The sequence below is a fragment of the Microbacterium phyllosphaerae genome, assembly GCF_017876435.1.
GTDB lineage: Bacteria > Actinomycetota > Actinomycetes > Actinomycetales > Microbacteriaceae > Microbacterium > Microbacterium phyllosphaerae.
The window spans coordinates 559,798-578,542 of the sequence record NZ_JAGIOA010000001.1 but is presented as its reverse complement, the minus strand read 5'-3'; the positions used below and the strand labels follow the sequence as shown (position 1 = coordinate 578,542).

Below are 18,745 nucleotides of genomic sequence, written 5' to 3'. Positions count from 1 at the left end.
TCGTTGTCGAACGAATGCAGGCGCGGGGGACGCGTCAGATGTCGAGGAAGCGGACGTCCTTGGCGTTGCGCTGGATGAAGCTGCGTCGCGACTCGACGTCCTCACCCATCAGCACGCTGAAGATCTCATCCGCGGCGGCCGCGTCCTCGATGGTCACCTGGCGAAGCGTCCGCGTGGTGTGATCCATCGTGGTCTCCCACAGCTCCTTGGCGTTCATCTCGCCGAGACCCTTGTAGCGCTGGATGCCGGCGTCCTTCGGGATCCGCTTGCCGTTGTCGAGCCCGAACTTGAGCAGCGCATCGCGCTCGGCGTCGCTGAACACGTACTCGTGCGGCTGGTTCGACCACTTGAGACGGTAGAGCGGCGGCATCGCGAGGTAGACGAAGCCTGCCTCGATCAGCCCGCGCATGTAACGGAACAGCAGCGTGAGCAGCAGCGTGGTGATGTGCTGGCCGTCGACGTCGGCATCCGCCATCAGCACGATCTTGTGATACCGCGCCTTCTCGATGTCGAACTCTTCACCGATGCCCGTGCCGAAGGCCTGGATCATCGCCTGGACCTCTTTGTTGCCGAGGGCCTTGTCGAGGCGAGCGCGCTCGACGTTGAGGATCTTGCCTCGCAGCGCCAGGATCGCCTGCGTGTGCGGGTCGCGACCCTGCACCGCCGAGCCGCCGGCCGAGTCACCCTCGACGAGGAAGATCTCGCTGATCGAGGGGTCCTTGCTGGTGCAGTCCTTGAGCTTGTCGGGCATCGCCGCCGACTCGAAGACGCTCTTGCGACGGGCGGTCTCACGCGCCTTGCGCGCTGCGAGACGTGCGGTGGCCGCGTCGATCGCCTTGCGGATCACGTTCTTGGCCTGGTTCGGGTTTCGACCGAACCAGTCGCCGAGCTGATCGCCGACGACCTTCTGCACGAAGGCCTTCGCCTCGGTGTTGCCCAGCTTGGTCTTGGTCTGACCCTCGAACTGCGGCTCGCCGAGCTTGATCGAGATGACCGCGGTGAGTCCTTCGCGGACGTCGTCGCCCGACAGGTTGTCGTCCTTCTCCTTGAGAAGGTTGTTCGCCCTGGCGTACTTGTTCACCAGCGTGGTCAGCGCCGCACGGAAGCCCTCTTCGTGCGTGCCGCCCTCATGCGTGTTGATCGTGTTCGCGTAGGTGAAGACGTTCTCGGTGTACGAGGTCGTCCACTGCATCGCGACCTCGAGCGAGATCTTGCGCTCTGTGTCCTCCGACTCGAACGCGATGATCTCGTCGTTGACGACCTCGGCGTGGCGCACCTTGTTGAGGTACTCGACGTAGTCGACGAGGCCGCGCTCATAGAAGAACACGTCGTTGGGCTGAGTGAGAGTCGCCTGACCGTCGACCTCGACCTCGTAGGCCGAGGCAGGACGCTCGTCGGACAGCTCGATGCGGAGTCCCTTGTTGAGGAACGCCATCTGCTGGAAGCGCGTGCGCAGGGTGTCGTAGTCGAAGTCCGTCGTCTCGGCGAAGATCTCGGCGTCCGGCCAGAAGGTGATCGCCGTTCCCGTCTCGTCGGAGGCCTCGCCCTTCTCGAGCTTCTGCTGCGGCACTCCACCGTTGGCGAAGCTGTGCCGCCAGACGAAGCCCTTCTGCTTCACCTCGACGTCGAACCTGGTCGACAGGGCGTTCACCACGGAGGAGCCGACGCCGTGCAGTCCACCCGAGACGGCGTAGGCACCGCCGCCGAACTTTCCACCCGCGTGCAGGATCGTCAGCACGACCTCGACGGTCGACTTCGTGGGGTCGGAGGAGTGCGGGTCGACGGGGATACCGCGGCCGTTGTCGATCACGCGGACGCCGCCGTCTTCGAGAAGCGTCACGAAGATCGTGTCGGCGTACCCTGCCAGGGCCTCGTCGACGGAGTTGTCGACGATCTCGTAGACGAGGTGGTGCAGACCACGCGGCCCCGTGGATCCGATGTACATACCCGGGCGCTTGCGGACGGCTTCGAGACCCTCGAGGATCTGGATGGAGTCGGCACCGTACTCACCGGGCTGCTTCACCTTGGGTGAGATCCTGTTCTCGGTGGCGGGGGTCTCCCCGGTGGTGGATTCCGTCTCGTCAGCGGGGGATTCAGGCGTCATCAGAGGGCATTCTCCACATCGATATCACGAACTCCCAGTCTAGCGGCTTTTCGTGTCGAGATGCGGCTGAGCGGCCACCTGTGGCCCTCTGAGCGTGTCGGACCCCATCCGTGGTGTCCTACCCGTAGGTGTCTCGCGGGCCCCGCCCTGGAACGACTCTGGGACCCCATTTCCACGAGGGTACGTCCGGTCCGATGAAGCGCAGATTCTCGACACCGGCATCCGGATACCGTCGTCCGATCTCGGTGAGGATCGTCCCGCGCATGTACTGGAGGTTCTTCGCCCAGGCCGTCGAGTCGCACTTCACGGTGAGCACACCGCGTTCGAGCGAGACGGGCTCAGAGTGCTTCGCGGTGTCGCTGCCGGCCAGATCGGCCCACTGACGCACCAGGTCTTCGCGAGCCAGCGTCTTCTGCCACCCCGAATCCCGACTGAGCTTGTCGAGCACAGCGCCGAGCGCTCCCGGGTCGCGCCCCGGGGTGAACGGAGCGTTGTCGTCATCGGTGACGATGCGGCGCTTGCGCTTCCACGACTTCGAACTCGGCGCGAGGCCACGCAGACGCAGGTAGGTGGCGACGGTCTCGGGGGTCTCGGGTGCCGGAACGGCTGCGACGTCAGTCATCGGTCACCTCTCTCTCGTCGCTGATGGTTCCCGCCGAGATCCGCACCACGTGGGCGTGCAGGACCTCGGGGATATCCTCCTCCACCGCCGCGGTCACCACCACCTGCTCGTATCCGGCGGTCAGCGCCGCGAGGCGCTGCCGGCGGTCGGCATCGAGCTCGGCGAACACGTCATCGAGGATCAGCACCGGGTCGCCGGCGGGGGATTCGCTGCGCAGCAGCTCCGCGGAGGCGAGGCGCAGGGCGAGCGCCACCGACCAGGATTCGCCATGGGACGCATACCCTTTGACCGGAAGACCGCGGACGCGCAGCACCAGATCGTCGCGATGAGGTCCGGTGAGCGTGAGGCCGCGGTCGAGTTCGTTGGACCTCTTCGCGAGAAGCGCTGCGTGGAACATCTCGGCGATGTCGCCGGAGGTCTCGGCCGGAGCATCCACTCCCTCTTCGGGGTCTGCGCCTCGCACCGAGAGCGCCCAGTCGAGCTGTGGGCGGTGATCCTCACCGGCGATCGCGGCATACGCCTCGGCCACCGGCTGCTGCAGATCGGTCGCGAGCCGCTGGCGGGCGGTGATGATCTCGGCCCCGAGCGACACGAGCTTGTCGTCCCACACGTCGAGCGTGCTGAGACCCTCGCCCTTGATGCCGCGAGCACGCGCCGATTTGAGCAGAGCGTTGCGCTGCTTGAGCACGCGGTCGTAGTCGGCGAGCACCGACGACATCCGCGGCGTGCGCTGGATGAGCAGCTGGTCGACGAAGCGGCGTCGCGCCGAGGGGTCGCCCCGCACGATCTGCAGGTCTTCGGGAGCGAACAGGACGACGTGCGCGTAGCGGGGGAGTTCGTTGGTCTTCGACGGCGAGCCGTTGATGCGGGCCTTGTTCGACCCCTGCTTGTTGACCTGCACCTCGACGAGCACGCGACGCTCGCCGTGCGACAGACGCGCACGGATGATCGCGAAATCCTGACCTTCGCGGACCATGGGCGCATCGGATGAGACTCGGTGCGAACCCAGGGTCGCGAGGAAGACGACAGCCTCGGCGAGATTCGTCTTTCCCTGGCCGTTTCGACCAACGAGCACGTTGGGGCCCTTGTGCAGGGCGAGATCAGCGGTCGCGTAATTGCGGAAATCGACCAGGCTCAGGTGTTCCACAATCACGCTGTCAGCCTACCTTCGGCGTCTGACATCGGACGCCCGGGAGCCGGGCCCGCGACCGCCCGATCTCGAGCAGTCGCGGGCCGTGGATCACGGGAGCGGTCCGTAGAGCGACGGCGACGTCCGGGCATCCGTCGTCTGCTCGAACGCGTAGGCCAGGCCGAGGAGCGTTCCCTCGTCGAAGTCGCGTCCGAGGAACTCGAGGTTCACACCGCTGCCCGGCAGTGTCTCACCCGCGACCGTCTGCCCCATCGGCACGGTGACCGACGGCATTCCGGTGTTCGGGCTCAGCCTCATGTTCGTTCCCTGGGTCCCGTACGCGTTCGTGCTCGGATAGATGATCGCGTCGAGATCGAGATCCTCCATCATCTGCGTCACGAGCGTCTTTCCGGCCGCCAGCTGCACAGTGTGCGAACCGGTCTCACCCGCCCACGCCTGGTAGGTCGCATCGGTGACCGCGTTCCGCGCCTCGTAGATCGATCGCCGTGAGGTCACGAAGCTGTTCGTCGCGAGGATGTCGGTCAGGGTCCGCGCCTCGACCTCCGGGCCGAGGTGGGTGGCGATGTACTCGTCGAGATCATGGAGGAACTCGTTGGTCGATCCGGAGCCCTCGTTCAGCACCGCGGCGAACCCGGACGGAGGCGTGACGGTCACCACCGTCGCGCCCTGGGCGGTCAGCGCCGCCGTCGCTTCCGAGAAGAGTCGTACGGTGCCGGCGTTGCTGCCGACCATCGACGTGACGTAGCCGATGCGCGCTCCCTGCAGAGCATCCGGGTCGAGGAACGAGGTGTACGAATCGGGCACCAGACCCTGCTGTCGCGAGGTGACCGGGTCGGCGTCGTCGACCCCGACCACCGCGTCGAGCGCGACGGCCGCGTCGATGACCGATCGGGCCATCGGCCCGCCGGTGTCCTGCGACAACGCCAGCGGGATGATGCCGTCGCGGCTGGCCAGACCCACGGTGGGGCGAACGCCGACGAGCTGGTTGTACGACGACGGGACGCGGATGGATCCCCCGGTGTCGGTGCCGAAGCCGATCGCGGCGAGGTTCGCCGAGATCGCGGCCCCCGTGCCGCCGCTGGACCCGCCGGCGGTCTTCGTCGTGTCGTACGGGCTCGCCACGAGAGAGGTCGCACCCGGATCCTGGAACGACGAGAACTCGGAGACGAATCCATACGCGAACTCGTCGAGGCTGGCCTTCGCCAGGATCACGGCGCCATCGCTCCGCAGGCCCGTGACCATCGAAGCGTCGGTCGCCGTCTGATTCTCGTTCCAGCAGGCGCATCCACCGGTGGTGACCATGTCAACCGTGTCGTAGTTGTCCTTCAGAGCGATCGGCACGCCCAGGAGCATGCTCGTCATGCCCTGGGAGGCACGGATCTCGTCGGCGGCGGCCGCACTCGCGAGCGCCTGCTCGTTCACCGTGATGATCGAGTTGAGCGGACGACTTCCGCCGGGCACGACGGTACGGTCATACGCCGCGATCCTGTCGAGGTACTCCTGAGTGATGCTCTCCGAGGTCACCACTCCCGCATTCATCGCCGCCTGCATGTCGATCACCGACGCCTCGACCAGCTCGAGGGGCCCGTCGTCGTAGATGATCCGCCGCGAGAGATCCGCGAGATCGAGGACCGTGAGCTCGCCGTCGGCATCCGTGTCGAGGACGGACACACGTGACCAGCCCGGCGATTCCTCCGTGAGGCCGAGGGAATCCGCGGCGACGGACAGATCCGCGGTCGTCACCATCTCGTCGCCGGTCACGTCGAGCTCGCTGTAGTAGGGCGGGAGGCTGACGGATGCCGGCACCGGCGCCGCGGTCGCGGCTCCGCTCGCCATGCCTGCCGCGACGATCGTGGAACCCGCGACCGACACGGCGGCGACGATCCGCAGGGTTGTCTTCTTCACGGTGGTGTCTCTCCTGTTGTTCCGGTTCTCTTCTCTGACGTCGTGCGCGGTCATCGGGTCCTCCGTCGCACAGCGATGACGGTGCCCGCCGCGATGGCGGCGATGGCTCCGGCGCCGAGGATCAGCCACGGTGCGGCGTCCGCACCGGTGACGGCGAGCGAGCCGTCCGTCGTCGTGCCCGCACCCGTTCCGGAGCCTGAGTCGGACCCGGAGCCCGAGTCGGGGTCGGGGTCGCTGCCGTCGGAGCCGCCGTCACCGGGTCCCGGCTCGGAATCCCCATCGGCGGTGATCTCCACCGTCGTCGACGTGCTCGCCGCAGCGGCATCGACCGTGAACGGCTCGGCGGCCGAGTCCACGATGCGCCCGGAGGCGATCGCGAGCGAGGCGTCGCCCGCGTCGAGCGCGGTGAAGCTGAGAGTCACCAGGGTCTGCGTCCCGGTGAGGCCGGGGGAGGTTCCGAGCCGTGTTGCGGCGACCGCGATCTCACTGCCCGAATCCGTCGCCGATCCGAACCCGCCCGACGGCAGGATGTCGCTGTCGGCCACGAACGCGAGCAGTTCGGGGTCGTAGGCGATGTCGAGCTCATACGCATATGCGTCGACGAGGCCGGTGAAGACCGCGGTGACGGTGATCGTGTCCCCGACGGACACCGAAGTCGGGGCAGCCATCAGTGCGGCGGTGTCATAAGAGTCGGGGACGACGACCGCGGAGGCGGGGGACGCCGCGCCGAACGCGAGGAAGGCCATGGCCGTGAGTGCGACTCCGGCTCCGAGCGCGCGCAATCGGCGGAACCGGGCAGGGGGATTTTCTGGCATGCGGAACGTCTTTCGTCTGGAGAGACGAGCGCGGCCGCACGGCTATGCGGAGCAGCCGTGCTCTGGGGGTACGGCTGACTCTCGCAGTCGGGTGTTACGCGTTCTGAGCGGTGCCGTTTCCGGCACGTAACGGCAGGGAGCCGGGGCTCAGCGCAGCAGGAGGTTGGGCTGCAGCAGGTACTTGAACGAGTCGAGTCCGGCCTGGTCGACCGACGTCTGGCTCGTGATCAGCACCGGGCTGAGCTTGTTCGCGTTGTCGCTCGACGTGAACGTGACGCGGACGAACTCGCTCTTCACGGCGCCCAGTGCCTCGATGAGGTACTGGGGGTTGAGGCCGAGAGTGACCTCGTCGCCGCCCGAGAGGATCGCATCGACGGACTCGGATGCCCGCGCGTGCTCGCTGCCCGAGGCATCCATCGTGACGCCGTCGCTCGCGAACGTGAAACGCAGCGGAGCGGCACGGTCGAGCACGAGCGACACTCGGCGCACGGCCTCGACGAGGTCGGCGGTGTTGACGACTGCGTAGTGCTCGGTCTGCTCGGGGAACAGACGGCGCACGGGCGGGAAGTTTCCCTTGATCAGCAGCGAGGTCACGGTCTTGTTGCCTGCCGTGAACGCGATGATCTCGCGGTCGCCGGCTCCGGAGAAGGCGATCTGGATCGTGCCGGCGTGGCCGAACGTCTTTCCGACCTCGAGGAGCGTTCGTGCGGGGACGAGTGCGGTGGCCTCGACGGCCTCCCCGTCCCAGGGCACATCGCGAAGCGACACGCGGTAACGGTCGGTGGCGACGAGGCTCAGCGTGTGACCGGAGACCTCGAGCTGCACGCCGGTGAGCACCGGAGTGACATCGTCGCGGGATGCTGCGAAACCGACCTGTGCGATGGCTGTGCCGAAGTCATCGGCGGGAACGACGCCGGAGGAGCCGGAGACCTCGGGGATCGAGGGATATTCCTCGACCGGCATGGCGGCGAGCGTGAATCGAGCGGATCCGCAGCTGACGGTGATGCTGCCGTCGTCTTCCACGGCGATCTCGATCGGAGCGTTCGGAAGTCGGCTCGCGATGTCGGAGAGGAGGCGACCGTGGACCAGGATCGTGCCCGGTGTCTCGACGGTGGCTTCGATGGTCGTCCGTGCCGAGGCTTCGTAGTCGAAGGCCGACAGCGTGAGGCCGGAGCCGTCTGCTTCGATCAGGACTCCGGCGAGGATCGGCTGAGGGTTGCGCTGCGGAAGCAGCTTGACGACGAACGAGACTGCCTCGCTGAAGACATCGCGGTTGACCTGAAACCTCACGGGTGCTCCCTTGTCGTCGTTCTGAGACGTGTCGTCATCGGTCCTGCCTGTGCAGGGCTTCCCATGCTAGCCCCACAGTCGGTCGGATCCCTACGGCCGGGTCGAACCTCGGGCCTGTCGGAGTTTCCCCACCGTCTGGTGATCGGATCGCCCCTGAAATGAATTAACTCCTTAACGGTGTTAACACCTGTGGATACTGTGGATAACTCGGTGGAAAGCAGACGCGAGTAGGGAACTACACGCTTGTCACTTGTGGAATCCCTGAGGAATCCGCGGGTGGAGGGGGTCTGCCGGTCGGAGCACTCTCCCGTAGTTATCCACAGGTTGGCCCGTTTCCCCCACATTCGTCCCGACCTGATCGGGATCCATCCACAAGTTATCCACATGTGCAAACTGGCATCTATCCGGACTCGCGCATGCCGCTCAGACGCACGAGAAGGGGGTCGCAGCGTCCTGACGGACCCTGCGACCCCCTTTTTCGAGGCAGCGTGCGCTCAGCGTCGACCGAGCTGCGTGGTGATCTCGGTCACCTGGTTGTAGATCGAACGGCGCTCCTTCATGAGTTCGCTGATCTTCTTGTAGGCGTACATGACGGTCGTGTGATCGCGGTTGCCGAACAGCTGACCGATCTTCGGCAGTGAGAGGCTCGTGCGCTCACGGCACAGATACATGGCGATCTGTCGAGAGGTGGCGATCTGCTGGGACCGACTCGAGCCGTAGAGGTCGTCGACCGTGAGCTTGAAGTACTGAGCGGTCGCCGTGATGATGTCGGTCGGCGAGATGATGTTGTCTTCCGCCGTGTCGATGATGTCGCGCAGCACGGTCTGGGCGAGGGAGATGTCGAGCGCGGAGCGGTTCAGGCTCGCGAACGCCGAGACGCGGATGAGGGCGCCCTCGAGTTCGCGGATGTTCGACGAGACCACGGTCGCGATGTACTCGAGTACTTCGTCGGGAATATGGAGCGCCTCGCTCTGCGCCTTCTTGCGGAGGATCGCGATACGCGTCTCGAGGTCGGGCGCCTGGACGTCGGTGATCAGACCCCACTCGAAGCGGCTCCGCATACGGTCCTCGAAGCCGGTCAGGTGCTTCGGCGCCACATCGCTGGTGATCACGACCTGCTTGTTGTGATCGTGGAGCGTGTTGAAGGTGTGGAAGAACGCCTCCTGAGTCTCCGCACGACCCTGCAGGAACTGGATGTCGTCGATGAGGAGGATGTCGACGTCGCGGTAGCGAGCCTGGAAGGCGGCACCGCGGTTGTTGGCGATGGAGTTGATGAAGTCGTTCGTGAACTCCTCGCTCGACACGTACCTCACCTTCACCCCCGCATAGAGGGACTGCGCATAGTCGCCGATCGCGTGGAGGAGGTGGGTCTTGCCCAGACCCGAGTCTCCGTAGATGAAGAGAGGGTTGTAGGCCTTGGCCGGCGCCTCGGCGACGGCGACGGCTGCGGCGTGCGCGAAGCGGTTGGACTGACCGATGACGAAGTTGTCGAAGGTGTACTTCGGATTGAGTCGCGATTCGTGGCGCAGCTGCGTGGGCTGCTCCATCGGGGACTCGACGCGGATCTGCTCCTGTCGTCCGTAGTCGGCGACGGCGATCGGGGCGGTGGGCTGCTCGGCGAGCTCGTGATTCACGACCACGCGGTACGAGGTGACCTCCTGGCCGATGTGCGAGAGCGCCTCCATGATCGGCAGCCGCAGACGCTTGTTGATCTGCGCGGCCGTCAGGTCGTTCGGGACCTCGAGATAGAGCGTCGCAGCCATGACTCCGGCGGGAACGGCGAGACTCAGGAATCCCTGCAGCTGCGGAGTCACCCGGTCGTCTGCCTCGAGCAGATCCTGCACCGTGGTCCAGATCGGAACGTCGGGCTGGGCAGGTGATGACATGACGCTCCGTGCTGGGGGATGCGGAGGGGCGTCGAGAAAAGGCGGCCCCCCTGTGGATAACTTCGGATGCCACGGTAGTCACCGCGGCTGGGAACGGCAACCTGCCTCCGGGATTCCGCGCGCGTGTTGCGCATACGTGCACGGCGGAGGTTGTGGATAATAGCTGTGCGGATCGTGCCGGAGGTCGAGGTCGAAGCGCGCAGATTTGCTCTGCGCGCCGTCAGGACGTACCCTTAATCGGTTGACTTATGCCTGAATGGCAGATCCCTATGTCTCCGGTCAAATCGATCCCGGTGGCAGCATTCCCGGAGTGATTTCATGAGCAAGCGCACCTTCCAGCCCAACAACCGTCGTCGCGCCAAGAAGCACGGCTTCCGCCTTCGCATGCGCACCCGCGCCGGCCGTGCCATCCTTTCGGCTCGTCGCGCGAAGGGCCGCACCGAGCTCTCCGCGTAAATCGCTGTGCTCGCCCGCCCGTTTCGTGTGACCCGCGGGAGCGACTATCGACTGGTCGTTCGACGCGGATCCCGTTGTGGCGGAGCCAAGGTCGTCACCTCCATGCTGACGACCGGCGAGAGCAGAGCCGCGAGGTTCGGATTCATCATCAGTAAGCAGGTGGGTACCGCTGTGGTGCGCAACACTGTGCGTCGGCGACTCAAAGCCGTCTGCGCGGAAGCGCTTCCGCGGGTTCCCGAGGGCACGGATGTCGTCATCCGTGCCCTTCCTGCGTCCGCCGACGCCAGTTACGCCGAGCTGAGCGCCGACGTGAACCGCTGCCTCGCCCGACTCGCGCGGGCCCGGTCATGACCGCTCTTCCCGCCTCGTCGATCGGCACGGCACACGTGCGTTCAGGGGATCTGCTGCGCAGCATCCCGCTGCTTCCGCGAAACCTGGTGCTCGGCTTCCTCACGGGTTACCGCAAGGTGATCTCTCCGATGTACGGAGACGTCTGTGCCTACTACCCATCCTGTTCGGCTTACGCTGTAGGTGCGGTGCAACAGCACGGCGCCGTGCGGGGAACGATGCGCTCGGCATGGCGCATCCTCCGTTGCAATCCCTGGAGCCACGGCGGCGTCGATGACGTCCGTCCGCACGAACACTTCCGCTATGACCTGACCGCTCACGGTTTCGTCGTCCCTTCCCGAAAGGACTGATCGGTGGGTCTTGACCTTCTGCTCGCCAGCACCACTCCCTCGCCGGCGCCTGCGTCCGGCGGCTTCGACCTGATCGGAACCATCCTCTGGCCGCTCAAGTGGCTGGTCGAGATGGTGCTCGTCGCCTGGCACTGGCTGCTGACCGCCGTCGGCCTTCCTGCCGCGTCCGGCCTGACCTGGGTGCTATCGATCGTCGGCCTCGTCATCGTCGTGCGTGCCGCTCTGATCCCGCTCTTCGTGAAGCAGATCAAGAGCCAGCGAAAGATGATGGAAATTGCCCCTGAACTGCGAAAGGTTCAGGAGAAGTACCGGGGCAAGAAGGATCAGCTCTCTCGTGAGGCGATGAGCCGCGAGACGATGGGCCTGTACAAGAAGCACGGCACGACGCCGATGTCGAGCTGCCTGCCTCTGCTCGTGCAGATGCCCATCTTCTTCTCGCTGTTCAGCGTTCTCAGTGACGTCTCGAAGCACCACAATCTCGGCGTCGGTGGCGTCGGTCTACTGAACGCCGAGCTCACGGAGCAGTTCTACAACGCGGAGCTCTTCGGTGTCGCGTCTCTGCACGAGACGCTCGGCAACGCGGTGGATGCCGGAAACACCACGGCGATCGTCATCCTGGTCACGCTCGTCGTGCTCATGATCGCGTCGCAGTTCTTCACTCAGCTGCAGATCATCTCGAAGAACCTGTCGCCCGAGGCCAAGACCGGCCAGGCGTACCAGATGCAGAAGATCATGCTCTACATCCTTCCGCTGGGCTTCATCTTCTCGGGCATCTTCTTCCCGCTCGGCGTCGTCGTGTACTGGTTCATCTCCAACCTCTGGACGATGGGACAGCAGTTCCTCGTCATCCGCGAGATGCCGACACCCGGGTCGGAAGCAGCCAAGGCACGCGAGGAGCGCCTCGCTCGCAAGGGCAAGGCGATCGACTCGTCGGGCAAGGTCGTTCCGATGGCTGCCTACGAGGCAGAGCAGCAGCGGATGCTCGAAGAGGCGGAGCGTGCGAAGGCACAGACTCCCAAGCGTCAGCAGCCCGTGGGTAAGAAGCGTTCGAAGAAGAAGGGGAGCGGTTCGTGACCGACAACGTGACTGAGACCGTGGAGCCCACGGTCGCCGAGCTGGAGAACGAGGGCGACGTCGCAGCCGACTACCTCGAAGAACTTCTCGACATCGCCGACATCGATGGCGATCTCAACCTCGATGTGCGCCAGGGTCGTGCCTATGTCTCTGTCGAGGCGGAGGGCGATGGACTCGCTCTGCTCTCGGCACCCGACACGGTGCAGGCTCTTCAGGAGCTCACGCGACTCGCTGTGCAGAGCAAGACCGGTTCGTTCTCGCGCCTGATCCTCGACATCGGTGGATCCCGCGACACCCGTCGTCGTCAGCTCGAGACGCTGGTCAACGCGGCGGCTGCGAAGCTCGATGAGGGTGCCACCCAGGCGTCGCTGCCGGCGATGTCCAGCTACGAGCGCAAACTGGTGCACGATATTGCCGCTGACCAGGGACTTGTCTCTGAGTCGTACGGTGAGGGCGCAGACCGCCACACGGTCCTCCGTCGTCGCTGATGCATCAGGCGGAGCGTCGGATCGGCATGAGTTGGTGAGTGCTCTGGAGGTCGAGCCCGCGGTTGCGGTGGACCTGTTCGGCGATCGCATCGAGCTCGCGCGGCAGTTCACCGCCGCTCTCGCTGACCAAGGGGAGGAGCGCGGGCTCATCGGTCCTCTGGAGCTCCCCCGTCTGTGGACGCGTCACATCTTGAACAGCGTGATCGCTGCTCCGCTGTTCCACGGTTCCGTTGCCGACATCGGGTCCGGAGCCGGGCTGCCTGGAATCGTCCTCGCGATTGCGTGCCCCGATGTGCACTGGACTCTCATCGAGCCGATGGAACGCCGCGTCACCTGGTTGACCGAGCAGGTCGAGGAGCTCGGTCTGGACAACGTCGATGTGCTGCGTGCCCGCGCAGAGGACGTTCGATGTCCCGTGGGATTCGACGTCGTCACCGCGCGTGCTGTGAGTGCGCTCAAGACACTCATCCCGTTGACGGCACCGCTGGTTCGTGACGGTGGAGAGCTGACTGTGCTCAAGGGTATGAACGCCGCGAACGAGATCGACGCCGCACAGAAGCAGATCAAGAAGTTCCGGTTGTCGGATGTGCGGGTAGAGGTGCTCGGAGAGGGCGTTCTTCCTGAGATCACCCGCGTCGTTCGGGCCGTCGTCCGCTGAGACTCGTCCTTCACGCGTGACCGGTCGCGTCTCGTGTGTGTGGATCACCTGGGCGGGGTCGCCGTTGTTCTCGTGGAGGGAATGCCTCTGCCGGTTTCGGGGCCCGTCGGGTGGGCTGTCGCGTTGATTCGCGTCGGTAAGGGCAGTGCATCGGCATGGTCAGTCACCGACTTCGCTTCCCAGCGCCTGTTCGTCGGATGCGGTCGCACCGGTGTCTGTCGTGCATCTCGGGCCTGACCCGCGCGCCGAGTGTTGGCATCAAGGGCTGAGTGATCTGCGCTCCGGCTCCCGTTCAGCAGTGAGGGACCCTTCTGTTCCGTTGCCGTGTTGTTTCACGTGAAACATGGCGTGGAAGCTGTGCTCCCGGTTCACTCAGCACAGAGGCTGCGGGTAGGGGTCGGGCCTGAGTGTGTGGGCTGATTCCGCCGTTGGGACCGGGGATGTAGGTGGTGTGGCGGCGTAGCGGACGGTTTTGGATCGTAGCGTCGCTGTTGTTGTGGGGTCTGGGAGTGCTGTCGACGAGAGGGCGGGTGCAGCACCAGGGGTCCTACCGGCCCGCGGCCAGCGGGGACTCATCATGCTTCGCTGAGTGCAGGCGTCCATGAACCGGTTACTACTGGACCGATGGCTCGCACTCGCGAATGCGGCAGCCAGTCCCGCGTGCCGCTGCCAGAGACGGCAAAGGTCCGGGCGTTTCACGTGAAACTGAGATGTAGGTGGCGGTGTAGGTGCAGCCAAGGCACGGAGTTCTCGGATGTTGGCACGACCTGGCCACTGGGTTGCACATGTAGACAGGTGGTGTTTCACGTGAAACCAGCGGCGCATATGCAAGTCAGGCGTCCACCGGTTGGTTTGTGGCACCAGGCGGACGAGGGTCGGCGGACGTCATGTGCCACGTTTCACGTGCAACACGTAATCCAGCGGAGACTACAACCCCTATGCCAGTAAGTACTGGCGAGAGGTGCAGGCAACCCATCGGCGACGATCTGCAGATGTTTCACGTGAAACGGTGCCTATGAACGCCAAGCTTGCCTCTGCCTCTGCCTCTGCCTCTGCCTCTGCCTCTGCCTCTGCCTCTGCCTCTGCCTCTGCCTCTGCCTGCGTACGGAGTCGTGTTCCGTGTGAATCTCGCGTTCGGGGAAAGTCCCGCGGACTGAGTGGTGCCCATGGTGGTGCACCTACAGGCGGGCGCCTTCAGTCAGACGGGGACGGCTGCGGCCCCACAAGGTGTCGCGCGGCCGGGATCGCCAACGTCAGTGCAGCGCTCTGTGGTGTACGACACACATTCCTGCCCAGGGGTGGGCATTCTCTGGCTCTCGCCCGGATCCCCATTTCCTGTGAGAGGGGGACGGTCAGGCGCCGACATCTCGTCTGCCCCGGGCGAGCTGCGCAGACACCGGATGCTGTCGTGGGGTCGTGGGGTCGTGGGGTCGTGGGGTCGTGGGGTCGTGGGGTTGGGGGTTGTGGTGGAGTGGGGAAGTTGGGTCCTGCGGTCGTGGCGTCGTGGGGTCGTGCGGTCCTGGGATTCGGGGCGAGACATCACAGTCTTTGGGGCTGCGTTTGTCTCGGCTTACACGTGTTTCGGCTGGCGAGTGTGTCGGCTGGCGCGTAGTTCGGCTGGCGCGTGTCTGTTCTGGCGAGTGTCTGGGTGGCGTGTACCTCGGCCGGCGCGTGTCTCGGCTTACGGGAGGGCGAATGGGTGTGATCACACCGCTCGTGATGTGGTGAGAAGGAAGGGGAGAGTGGCAGTGGCAGTGGCAGTGGCAGTGGCAGTGGCAGTGGCAGTGGCAGTGGCAGTGGCAGTGGCAAGGGCAGCGGGTGCGCGCGATTCAGTCGGCTTGTTCGTATGTTTCACGTGAAACGTCGGTGTTCTGTTCACTCGGTGTGGCCGGTTTCGCAGACGCTCGGCTCAATAGCTATGCAGGGTTACTCGTCCGCTGGCTGCGGAATGCGCGGGCGAAGGTTGGCACCTCATGACCATCGTCATCACCCGATGTCCCGCCGGTGCCGTGCGAAATGCGCTCGAGTGACCTATCGGTGGAGGCCGGATGACGTATCGCTCTCATGAGGATGGGAAGGATGCAACGGGGGACTCCAATGCGATGAAGGCCTTGCCGTTATCGAACTCACTGCCTCCACACGGCCGAATCGCTCTCCCGTGCCCGCTTCCCTCATCCTGCGGCCTCGAGATGCCCAAATTCAGGCGTGATGGGCGGCACCTGCGACTGGCAACTCGGGCTTGATCTCGCGTCAACGGCTCGCCGGGGATCGATCCCGTGACTCGGAGTGAGGATCGGCAGTAGGTGAGTACGGGGCCATGGGCGCGAGCCGACGCAGACTGACCGCGAGTGTCTCTCCACTGTGTTTCTCGGTGGAAGCCGCGTCGATGTGCCGCTCGCCGTCGTCCACTCGACGGCGTCATCCCCGGCATCTACGAGCCACTGGGGGTGTCCCCGGCGACGTGTTTCACGTGAAACATGCTCGTTGTGGGGTGCAGTTCGCGTGGGTGTACCGCTGATTGTGGAGCTCTTCGTCTGAGGGGTCTACGGAGCTCCACTCACAGAAGGCCCTGTCCGATGCGCACTCTGAGAGAAGGAGAGCGGGAATCTGCGCTGCGGGTGTAAGAACAGTGTTCGAACATCATCGGATCCCATGGCACAACGGCGCCAGCCTGCTGCATGGACGCCACCATGACAAGATTTCGGCGCACGAGAGTGGACTGGGGCGCTGAAACGCGCCCCACCAGAGGCACCTGTCAGAACTAGGTGTGGGGCTGAGCACGGGAATCCTGTCTGCTCTCCAATGTTTTCCTACATCGCGGTCGAGGAGCAGCTGATGTCGGTAGCGCGGAGTCGGTGAACTGCGCTCGTTTCACGTGAAACGCAGATACCGTGGAGCCATGGTTCGGGTACTCATCACAGGTATGTCGGGCGTGGGGAAGTCCAGTCTCCTCGAGGTGCTGGGGGAGTGGGGCCAGTTCGTGATCGATACGGACTACGGAGACTGGAAGACTTCAGCTGGGATCTGGGACGCGCGGCGTATGGACGAAGCCTTGGCGGGGCATGAAAGCGTCGTCGTGTCGGGGACCGCCGAGAACCAGGGCCAGTTCTACGATCGGTTCGATCATGTGGTGCTGCTCTCGGCGCCGGAGGAGGTGATCATCGAGCGGGTTCAGAACCGTTCGACGAACCCGTACGGATCGTCGGAAGAGGAACGTGCGGAGATCCGGGGCTATCTGCGATCGGTGGAACCACTCTTGCGTAGAGGTGCGACGGTCGAGATCGATGCCACTCGACCCCTGCTCGACATCGCGCGAGAGATCGTTCGGCTAGCGAACGCCGAACGTTCCACGTGAAACATCGCCGTGCCCGACCCGGCCCGAGCGCGTCATCACGCTGTCACGCCCAGCGACGGCCGCGATCGCGGCCGTCGAAATGCCACGGGATGCGTGGCAGCGGGTCGTCCACGCACCCGGTTGGCCCGCGTACGCGCCGAGCCACGGAGGCCACCCGAGACACACCCCGAGAACACGGGTCAGGCTCGGTTCACTCCGCGGGTCGGCGGCACCACAGCGAAGGGAGTGAAGCCTTCGTGACCCGCAATCCCGGTCCGCAGCAAGGAACGTCCGCCACAGCGATTAGAGTGGAACACGGCCCCGAAAGGAGTGGATGTTTCACGTGAAACAGCCCGAAAAGGCATCACCGAAGGACTCCTTCGGGATGGATACGCCGCTCGCGCGGGAACTCGCCGATCTCTCAGCTCGCCGCCGAGTGCTCGAGTCAGTCAGCATCGACTTCAGCGGAGACACTCGCATCCTGACGGTCTCCAACCAGAAGGGCGGCGTCGGTAAGACGACCAGTGCAGTCAACGTCGCTTCAGCTCTGGCTGGACTCGGGGCGAAGGTCCTCGTGATCGACCTCGATCCGCAGGGAAACGCCTCCACGGCGCTGGGGGTCCCACACAACGCCGACACGCAGAGTATCTATGACGTCCTGATCGAGGAGCTTCCTCTCGCGGAGATCGTGCAGCAGAGCCCAGAAGATGAGAATCTCTTCTGCGCACCGAGCACGATTCACCTCGCTGGAGCCGAGATCGAACTCGTCTCACAGGTCGCACGCGAGCACCGTCTGCGCAGTGCCCTGGGGGAGTACCTCGACGCCCACCCGATGGACTTCGTGATCATCGACTGCCCGCCGTCTTTGGGCCTCCTCACGATCAACGCGTTCACCGCGGCGAACGAGGTCTTCATCCCGATCCAGTGCGAGTACTACGCGCTCGAGGGACTGAGCCAGCTTCTCGGCAGCATCCAGATGATCCAGAAGCACCTGAATCCGGGGCTCCACTTGTCCACGATCCTGCTGACCATGTTCGACGGACGCACGCGCTTGGCGCAGCAGGTCGCTGACGAGGTTCGCACCCACTTCCCCGACCAGGTGCTCGACACCGTCATCCCGCGCTCTGTGCGGGTGTCGGAGGCACCGAGTTTCGGTCAGACCGTGATCGCCTACGATGGGCAATCCGCCGGCGCTGTCGCCTATCGCGAAGCCGCTGTCGAGATCGCGTCGCGGACGGCGACGCAGAGCAAGGAGAAATGATGGCGAAGCGCACTGGACTGGGCCGGGGCATCGGTGCCCTCATCCCCACCGCGGATCAGTCTGAGCGGCCTGTGGATGTGTTCTTCCCCGGCGCGAACCTGCGCCCGGCGACGGAGCAGACCAGCGATCAGCCCGCCGCCGAGGCCGACCTCGAGGTGGTGCCGGGCATCCACCTGATCCAGATCGATCCTCTGAAGATCGTTCCGAACCCTCGTCAGCCGCGCACGCACTTCAACCCCGAAGACCTCGCTGAGCTTGTGCACAGCGTCCGGGAGTTCGGCGTGCTGCAGCCCGTGGTCGTCCGCAAGAACACCGAGGGTGAGTACGAGCTCATCATGGGAGAGCGGCGTACGCGTGCTGCCCGTGAGGCCGGCCTGGCGGCCATCCCCGCCGTCGTCCGTGAAACCGCCGACGAGGATCTCCTGCGCGACGCGCTTCTCGAGAACCTCCACCGGTCTGAGCTGAACCCTCTGGAAGAGGCATCCGCCTATCAGCAGCTCCTCGAGGACTTCGGCATCACGCAGGAAGAACTGGCCACCCGCATCGGCCGCTCGCGCCCGCAGATCAGCAACACGATCCGCCTTCTGAAGCTGCCGGTTCCCGTGCAGCAGCGTGTGGCCGCAGGTGTTCTGACAGCCGGCCACGCCCGCGCGATCCTCAGCCTCGAGACGCCCGAGGCCATGCAGCGTCTCGCCGACAAGGTCGTCAACGAAGACCTCTCGGTGCGAGCCACGGAGCTCGCCGCGAAGACCGAACCCGCCGCTCCCGGGCGCACCGCGAAGCCGACGCCGGGAGCCCGCCGTGCCTACCTCGACGAGGTCGCGACGAATCTCGGAGACCGACTCAACACGCGGGTCAAGGTCTCTCTCGGTGCTCGAAAAGGGCAGGTCACCATCGATTTCGCTTCCATCCAGGATCTGAATCGCATTCTCGAGGAGATCGGGCAATCCGGCTACGGCTCGGCGTGATTCCGCCTCTGAGCGACTGAGCGGTCGTAGACTCGC

The 18,745-nt window shown here is 65.0% G+C and carries 16 protein-coding genes; 9 read left to right on the top strand and 7 right to left on the bottom strand.

Going from position 1 to position 18,745, the window contains the following annotated elements; all coding sequences use genetic code 11:
* Nucleotides 1-34 precede the first annotated feature (34 nt).
* The 7 genes from gyrB to dnaA all read right to left on the bottom strand — a co-directional run bounded on the left by gyrB (nt 35) and on the right by dnaA (nt 9,649).
* Nucleotides 35-2,104, bottom strand: a complete 2,070-nt coding sequence (gyrB, locus tag JOF42_RS02735) for a DNA topoisomerase (ATP-hydrolyzing) subunit B (protein ID WP_210096449.1) — start codon at nt 2,102-2,104, stop codon at nt 35-37.
* A 118-nt stretch (nt 2,105-2,222) separates the two neighbouring features.
* Nucleotides 2,223-2,726 (bottom strand): DciA family protein, encoded by a 504-nt coding sequence (locus JOF42_RS02730; RefSeq protein WP_056310963.1) that lies wholly within the window; start codon nt 2,724-2,726, stop codon nt 2,223-2,225.
* Entirely contained in the window at nt 2,719-3,879 is a 1,161-nt protein-coding gene (recF, locus tag JOF42_RS02725; protein ID WP_210096448.1) for a DNA replication/repair protein RecF, read from the bottom strand. The genes JOF42_RS02730 and recF overlap by 8 nt, the downstream gene beginning before the upstream one ends.
* Before the next feature lie 87 nt (nt 3,880-3,966).
* Nucleotides 3,967-5,781, bottom strand: a complete 1,815-nt coding sequence (locus tag JOF42_RS02720; RefSeq protein WP_307803518.1) for an amidase family protein — start codon at nt 5,779-5,781, stop codon at nt 3,967-3,969.
* Between the two features lie 50 nt (nt 5,782-5,831).
* Nucleotides 5,832-6,596 carry a cohesin domain-containing protein gene (locus JOF42_RS02715; RefSeq protein WP_210096447.1) on the bottom strand — a complete coding sequence of 255 codons (765 nt, stop codon included), beginning with the start codon at nt 6,594-6,596 and terminating at the stop codon, nt 5,832-5,834.
* A gap of 147 nt (nt 6,597-6,743) precedes the next feature.
* Complete coding sequence (gene dnaN, locus JOF42_RS02710; RefSeq protein ID WP_210096446.1) at nt 6,744-7,886, bottom strand: DNA polymerase III subunit beta; 1,143 nt, start codon at nt 7,884-7,886, stop codon at nt 6,744-6,746.
* Nucleotides 7,887-8,380: 494 nt separating this feature from the next.
* Nucleotides 8,381-9,649 (bottom strand): chromosomal replication initiator protein DnaA, encoded by a 1,269-nt coding sequence (dnaA, locus tag JOF42_RS02705; RefSeq protein ID WP_372443573.1) that lies wholly within the window; start codon nt 9,647-9,649, stop codon nt 8,381-8,383.
* 441 nt (nt 9,650-10,090) lie between these two features.
* Between dnaA and rpmH the strand changes: the two genes are divergently transcribed.
* The 9 genes from rpmH (at nt 10,091) to JOF42_RS02660 (ending at nt 18,709) form a co-directional block, all read left to right on the top strand.
* Nucleotides 10,091-10,228: a 50S ribosomal protein L34 gene (rpmH, locus tag JOF42_RS02700; RefSeq protein WP_022889115.1), complete on the top strand. Its 138-nt coding sequence runs from the start codon at nt 10,091-10,093 to the stop codon at nt 10,226-10,228.
* Nucleotides 10,229-10,234: 6 nt separating this feature from the next.
* Nucleotides 10,235-10,579, top strand: coding sequence for a ribonuclease P protein component (gene rnpA / locus JOF42_RS02695; RefSeq protein WP_210096444.1), 345 nt, complete (start codon nt 10,235-10,237; stop codon nt 10,577-10,579).
* Complete coding sequence (yidD, locus tag JOF42_RS02690; RefSeq protein WP_210096443.1) at nt 10,576-10,926, top strand: membrane protein insertion efficiency factor YidD; 351 nt, start codon at nt 10,576-10,578, stop codon at nt 10,924-10,926. Before rnpA ends, yidD begins: the two co-directional genes overlap by 4 nt.
* A 3-nt stretch (nt 10,927-10,929) precedes the next feature.
* Complete coding sequence (gene yidC / locus JOF42_RS02685) at nt 10,930-12,000, top strand: membrane protein insertase YidC (protein WP_210096442.1); 1,071 nt, start codon at nt 10,930-10,932, stop codon at nt 11,998-12,000.
* Nucleotides 11,997-12,488 carry a Jag family protein gene (locus tag JOF42_RS02680; RefSeq protein WP_210096441.1) on the top strand — a complete coding sequence of 164 codons (492 nt, stop codon included), beginning with the start codon at nt 11,997-11,999 and terminating at the stop codon, nt 12,486-12,488. Before yidC ends, JOF42_RS02680 begins: the two co-directional genes overlap by 4 nt.
* Nucleotides 12,489-12,522: 34 nt before the next feature.
* The gene (gene rsmG / locus JOF42_RS02675) at nt 12,523-13,146 is read left to right on the top strand and encodes a 16S rRNA (guanine(527)-N(7))-methyltransferase RsmG (protein ID WP_210096440.1); all 624 of its coding nucleotides are present in this window, start codon (nt 12,523-12,525) and stop codon (nt 13,144-13,146) included.
* A 2,899-nt stretch (nt 13,147-16,045) separates the two neighbouring features.
* The gene (locus JOF42_RS02670; RefSeq protein WP_210096439.1) at nt 16,046-16,501 is read left to right on the top strand and encodes an ATP-binding protein; all 456 of its coding nucleotides are present in this window, start codon (nt 16,046-16,048) and stop codon (nt 16,499-16,501) included.
* A 313-nt stretch (nt 16,502-16,814) separates the two neighbouring features.
* Nucleotides 16,815-17,741: a ParA family protein gene (locus tag JOF42_RS02665; RefSeq protein ID WP_210096438.1), complete on the top strand. Its 927-nt coding sequence runs from the start codon at nt 16,815-16,817 to the stop codon at nt 17,739-17,741.
* Nucleotides 17,741-18,709: a ParB/RepB/Spo0J family partition protein gene (locus JOF42_RS02660; RefSeq protein ID WP_210096437.1), complete on the top strand. Its 969-nt coding sequence runs from the start codon at nt 17,741-17,743 to the stop codon at nt 18,707-18,709. The genes JOF42_RS02665 and JOF42_RS02660 overlap by 1 nt, the downstream gene beginning before the upstream one ends.
* Nucleotides 18,710-18,745 lie beyond the last annotated feature (36 nt).

Bases quoted from the DNA above. Each gene is read 5' to 3' on its own strand.
- gyrB (WP_210096449.1), bottom strand. From the start codon at position 2,104: ATGACGCCTGAATCCCCCGCTGACGAGACGGAATCCACCACCGGGGAG.
- JOF42_RS02730 (WP_056310963.1), bottom strand. From the start codon at position 2,726: ATGACTGACGTCGCAGCCGTTCCGGCACCCGAGACCCCCGAGACCGTC.
- JOF42_RS02715 (WP_210096447.1), bottom strand. From the start codon at position 6,596: ATGCCAGAAAATCCCCCTGCCCGGTTCCGCCGATTGCGCGCGCTCGGA.
- dnaA (WP_372443573.1), bottom strand. From the start codon at position 9,649: ATGGCTGCGACGCTCTATCTCGAGGTCCCGAACGACCTGACGGCCGCG.
- rpmH (WP_022889115.1), top strand. From the start codon at position 10,091: ATGAGCAAGCGCACCTTCCAGCCCAACAACCGTCGTCGCGCCAAGAAG.
- yidD (WP_210096443.1), top strand. From the start codon at position 10,576: ATGACCGCTCTTCCCGCCTCGTCGATCGGCACGGCACACGTGCGTTCA.
- JOF42_RS02670 (WP_210096439.1), top strand. From the start codon at position 16,046: ATGGTTCGGGTACTCATCACAGGTATGTCGGGCGTGGGGAAGTCCAGT.
- JOF42_RS02665 (WP_210096438.1), top strand. From the start codon at position 16,815: ATGTTTCACGTGAAACAGCCCGAAAAGGCATCACCGAAGGACTCCTTC.
- JOF42_RS02660 (WP_210096437.1), top strand. From the start codon at position 17,741: ATGGCGAAGCGCACTGGACTGGGCCGGGGCATCGGTGCCCTCATCCCC.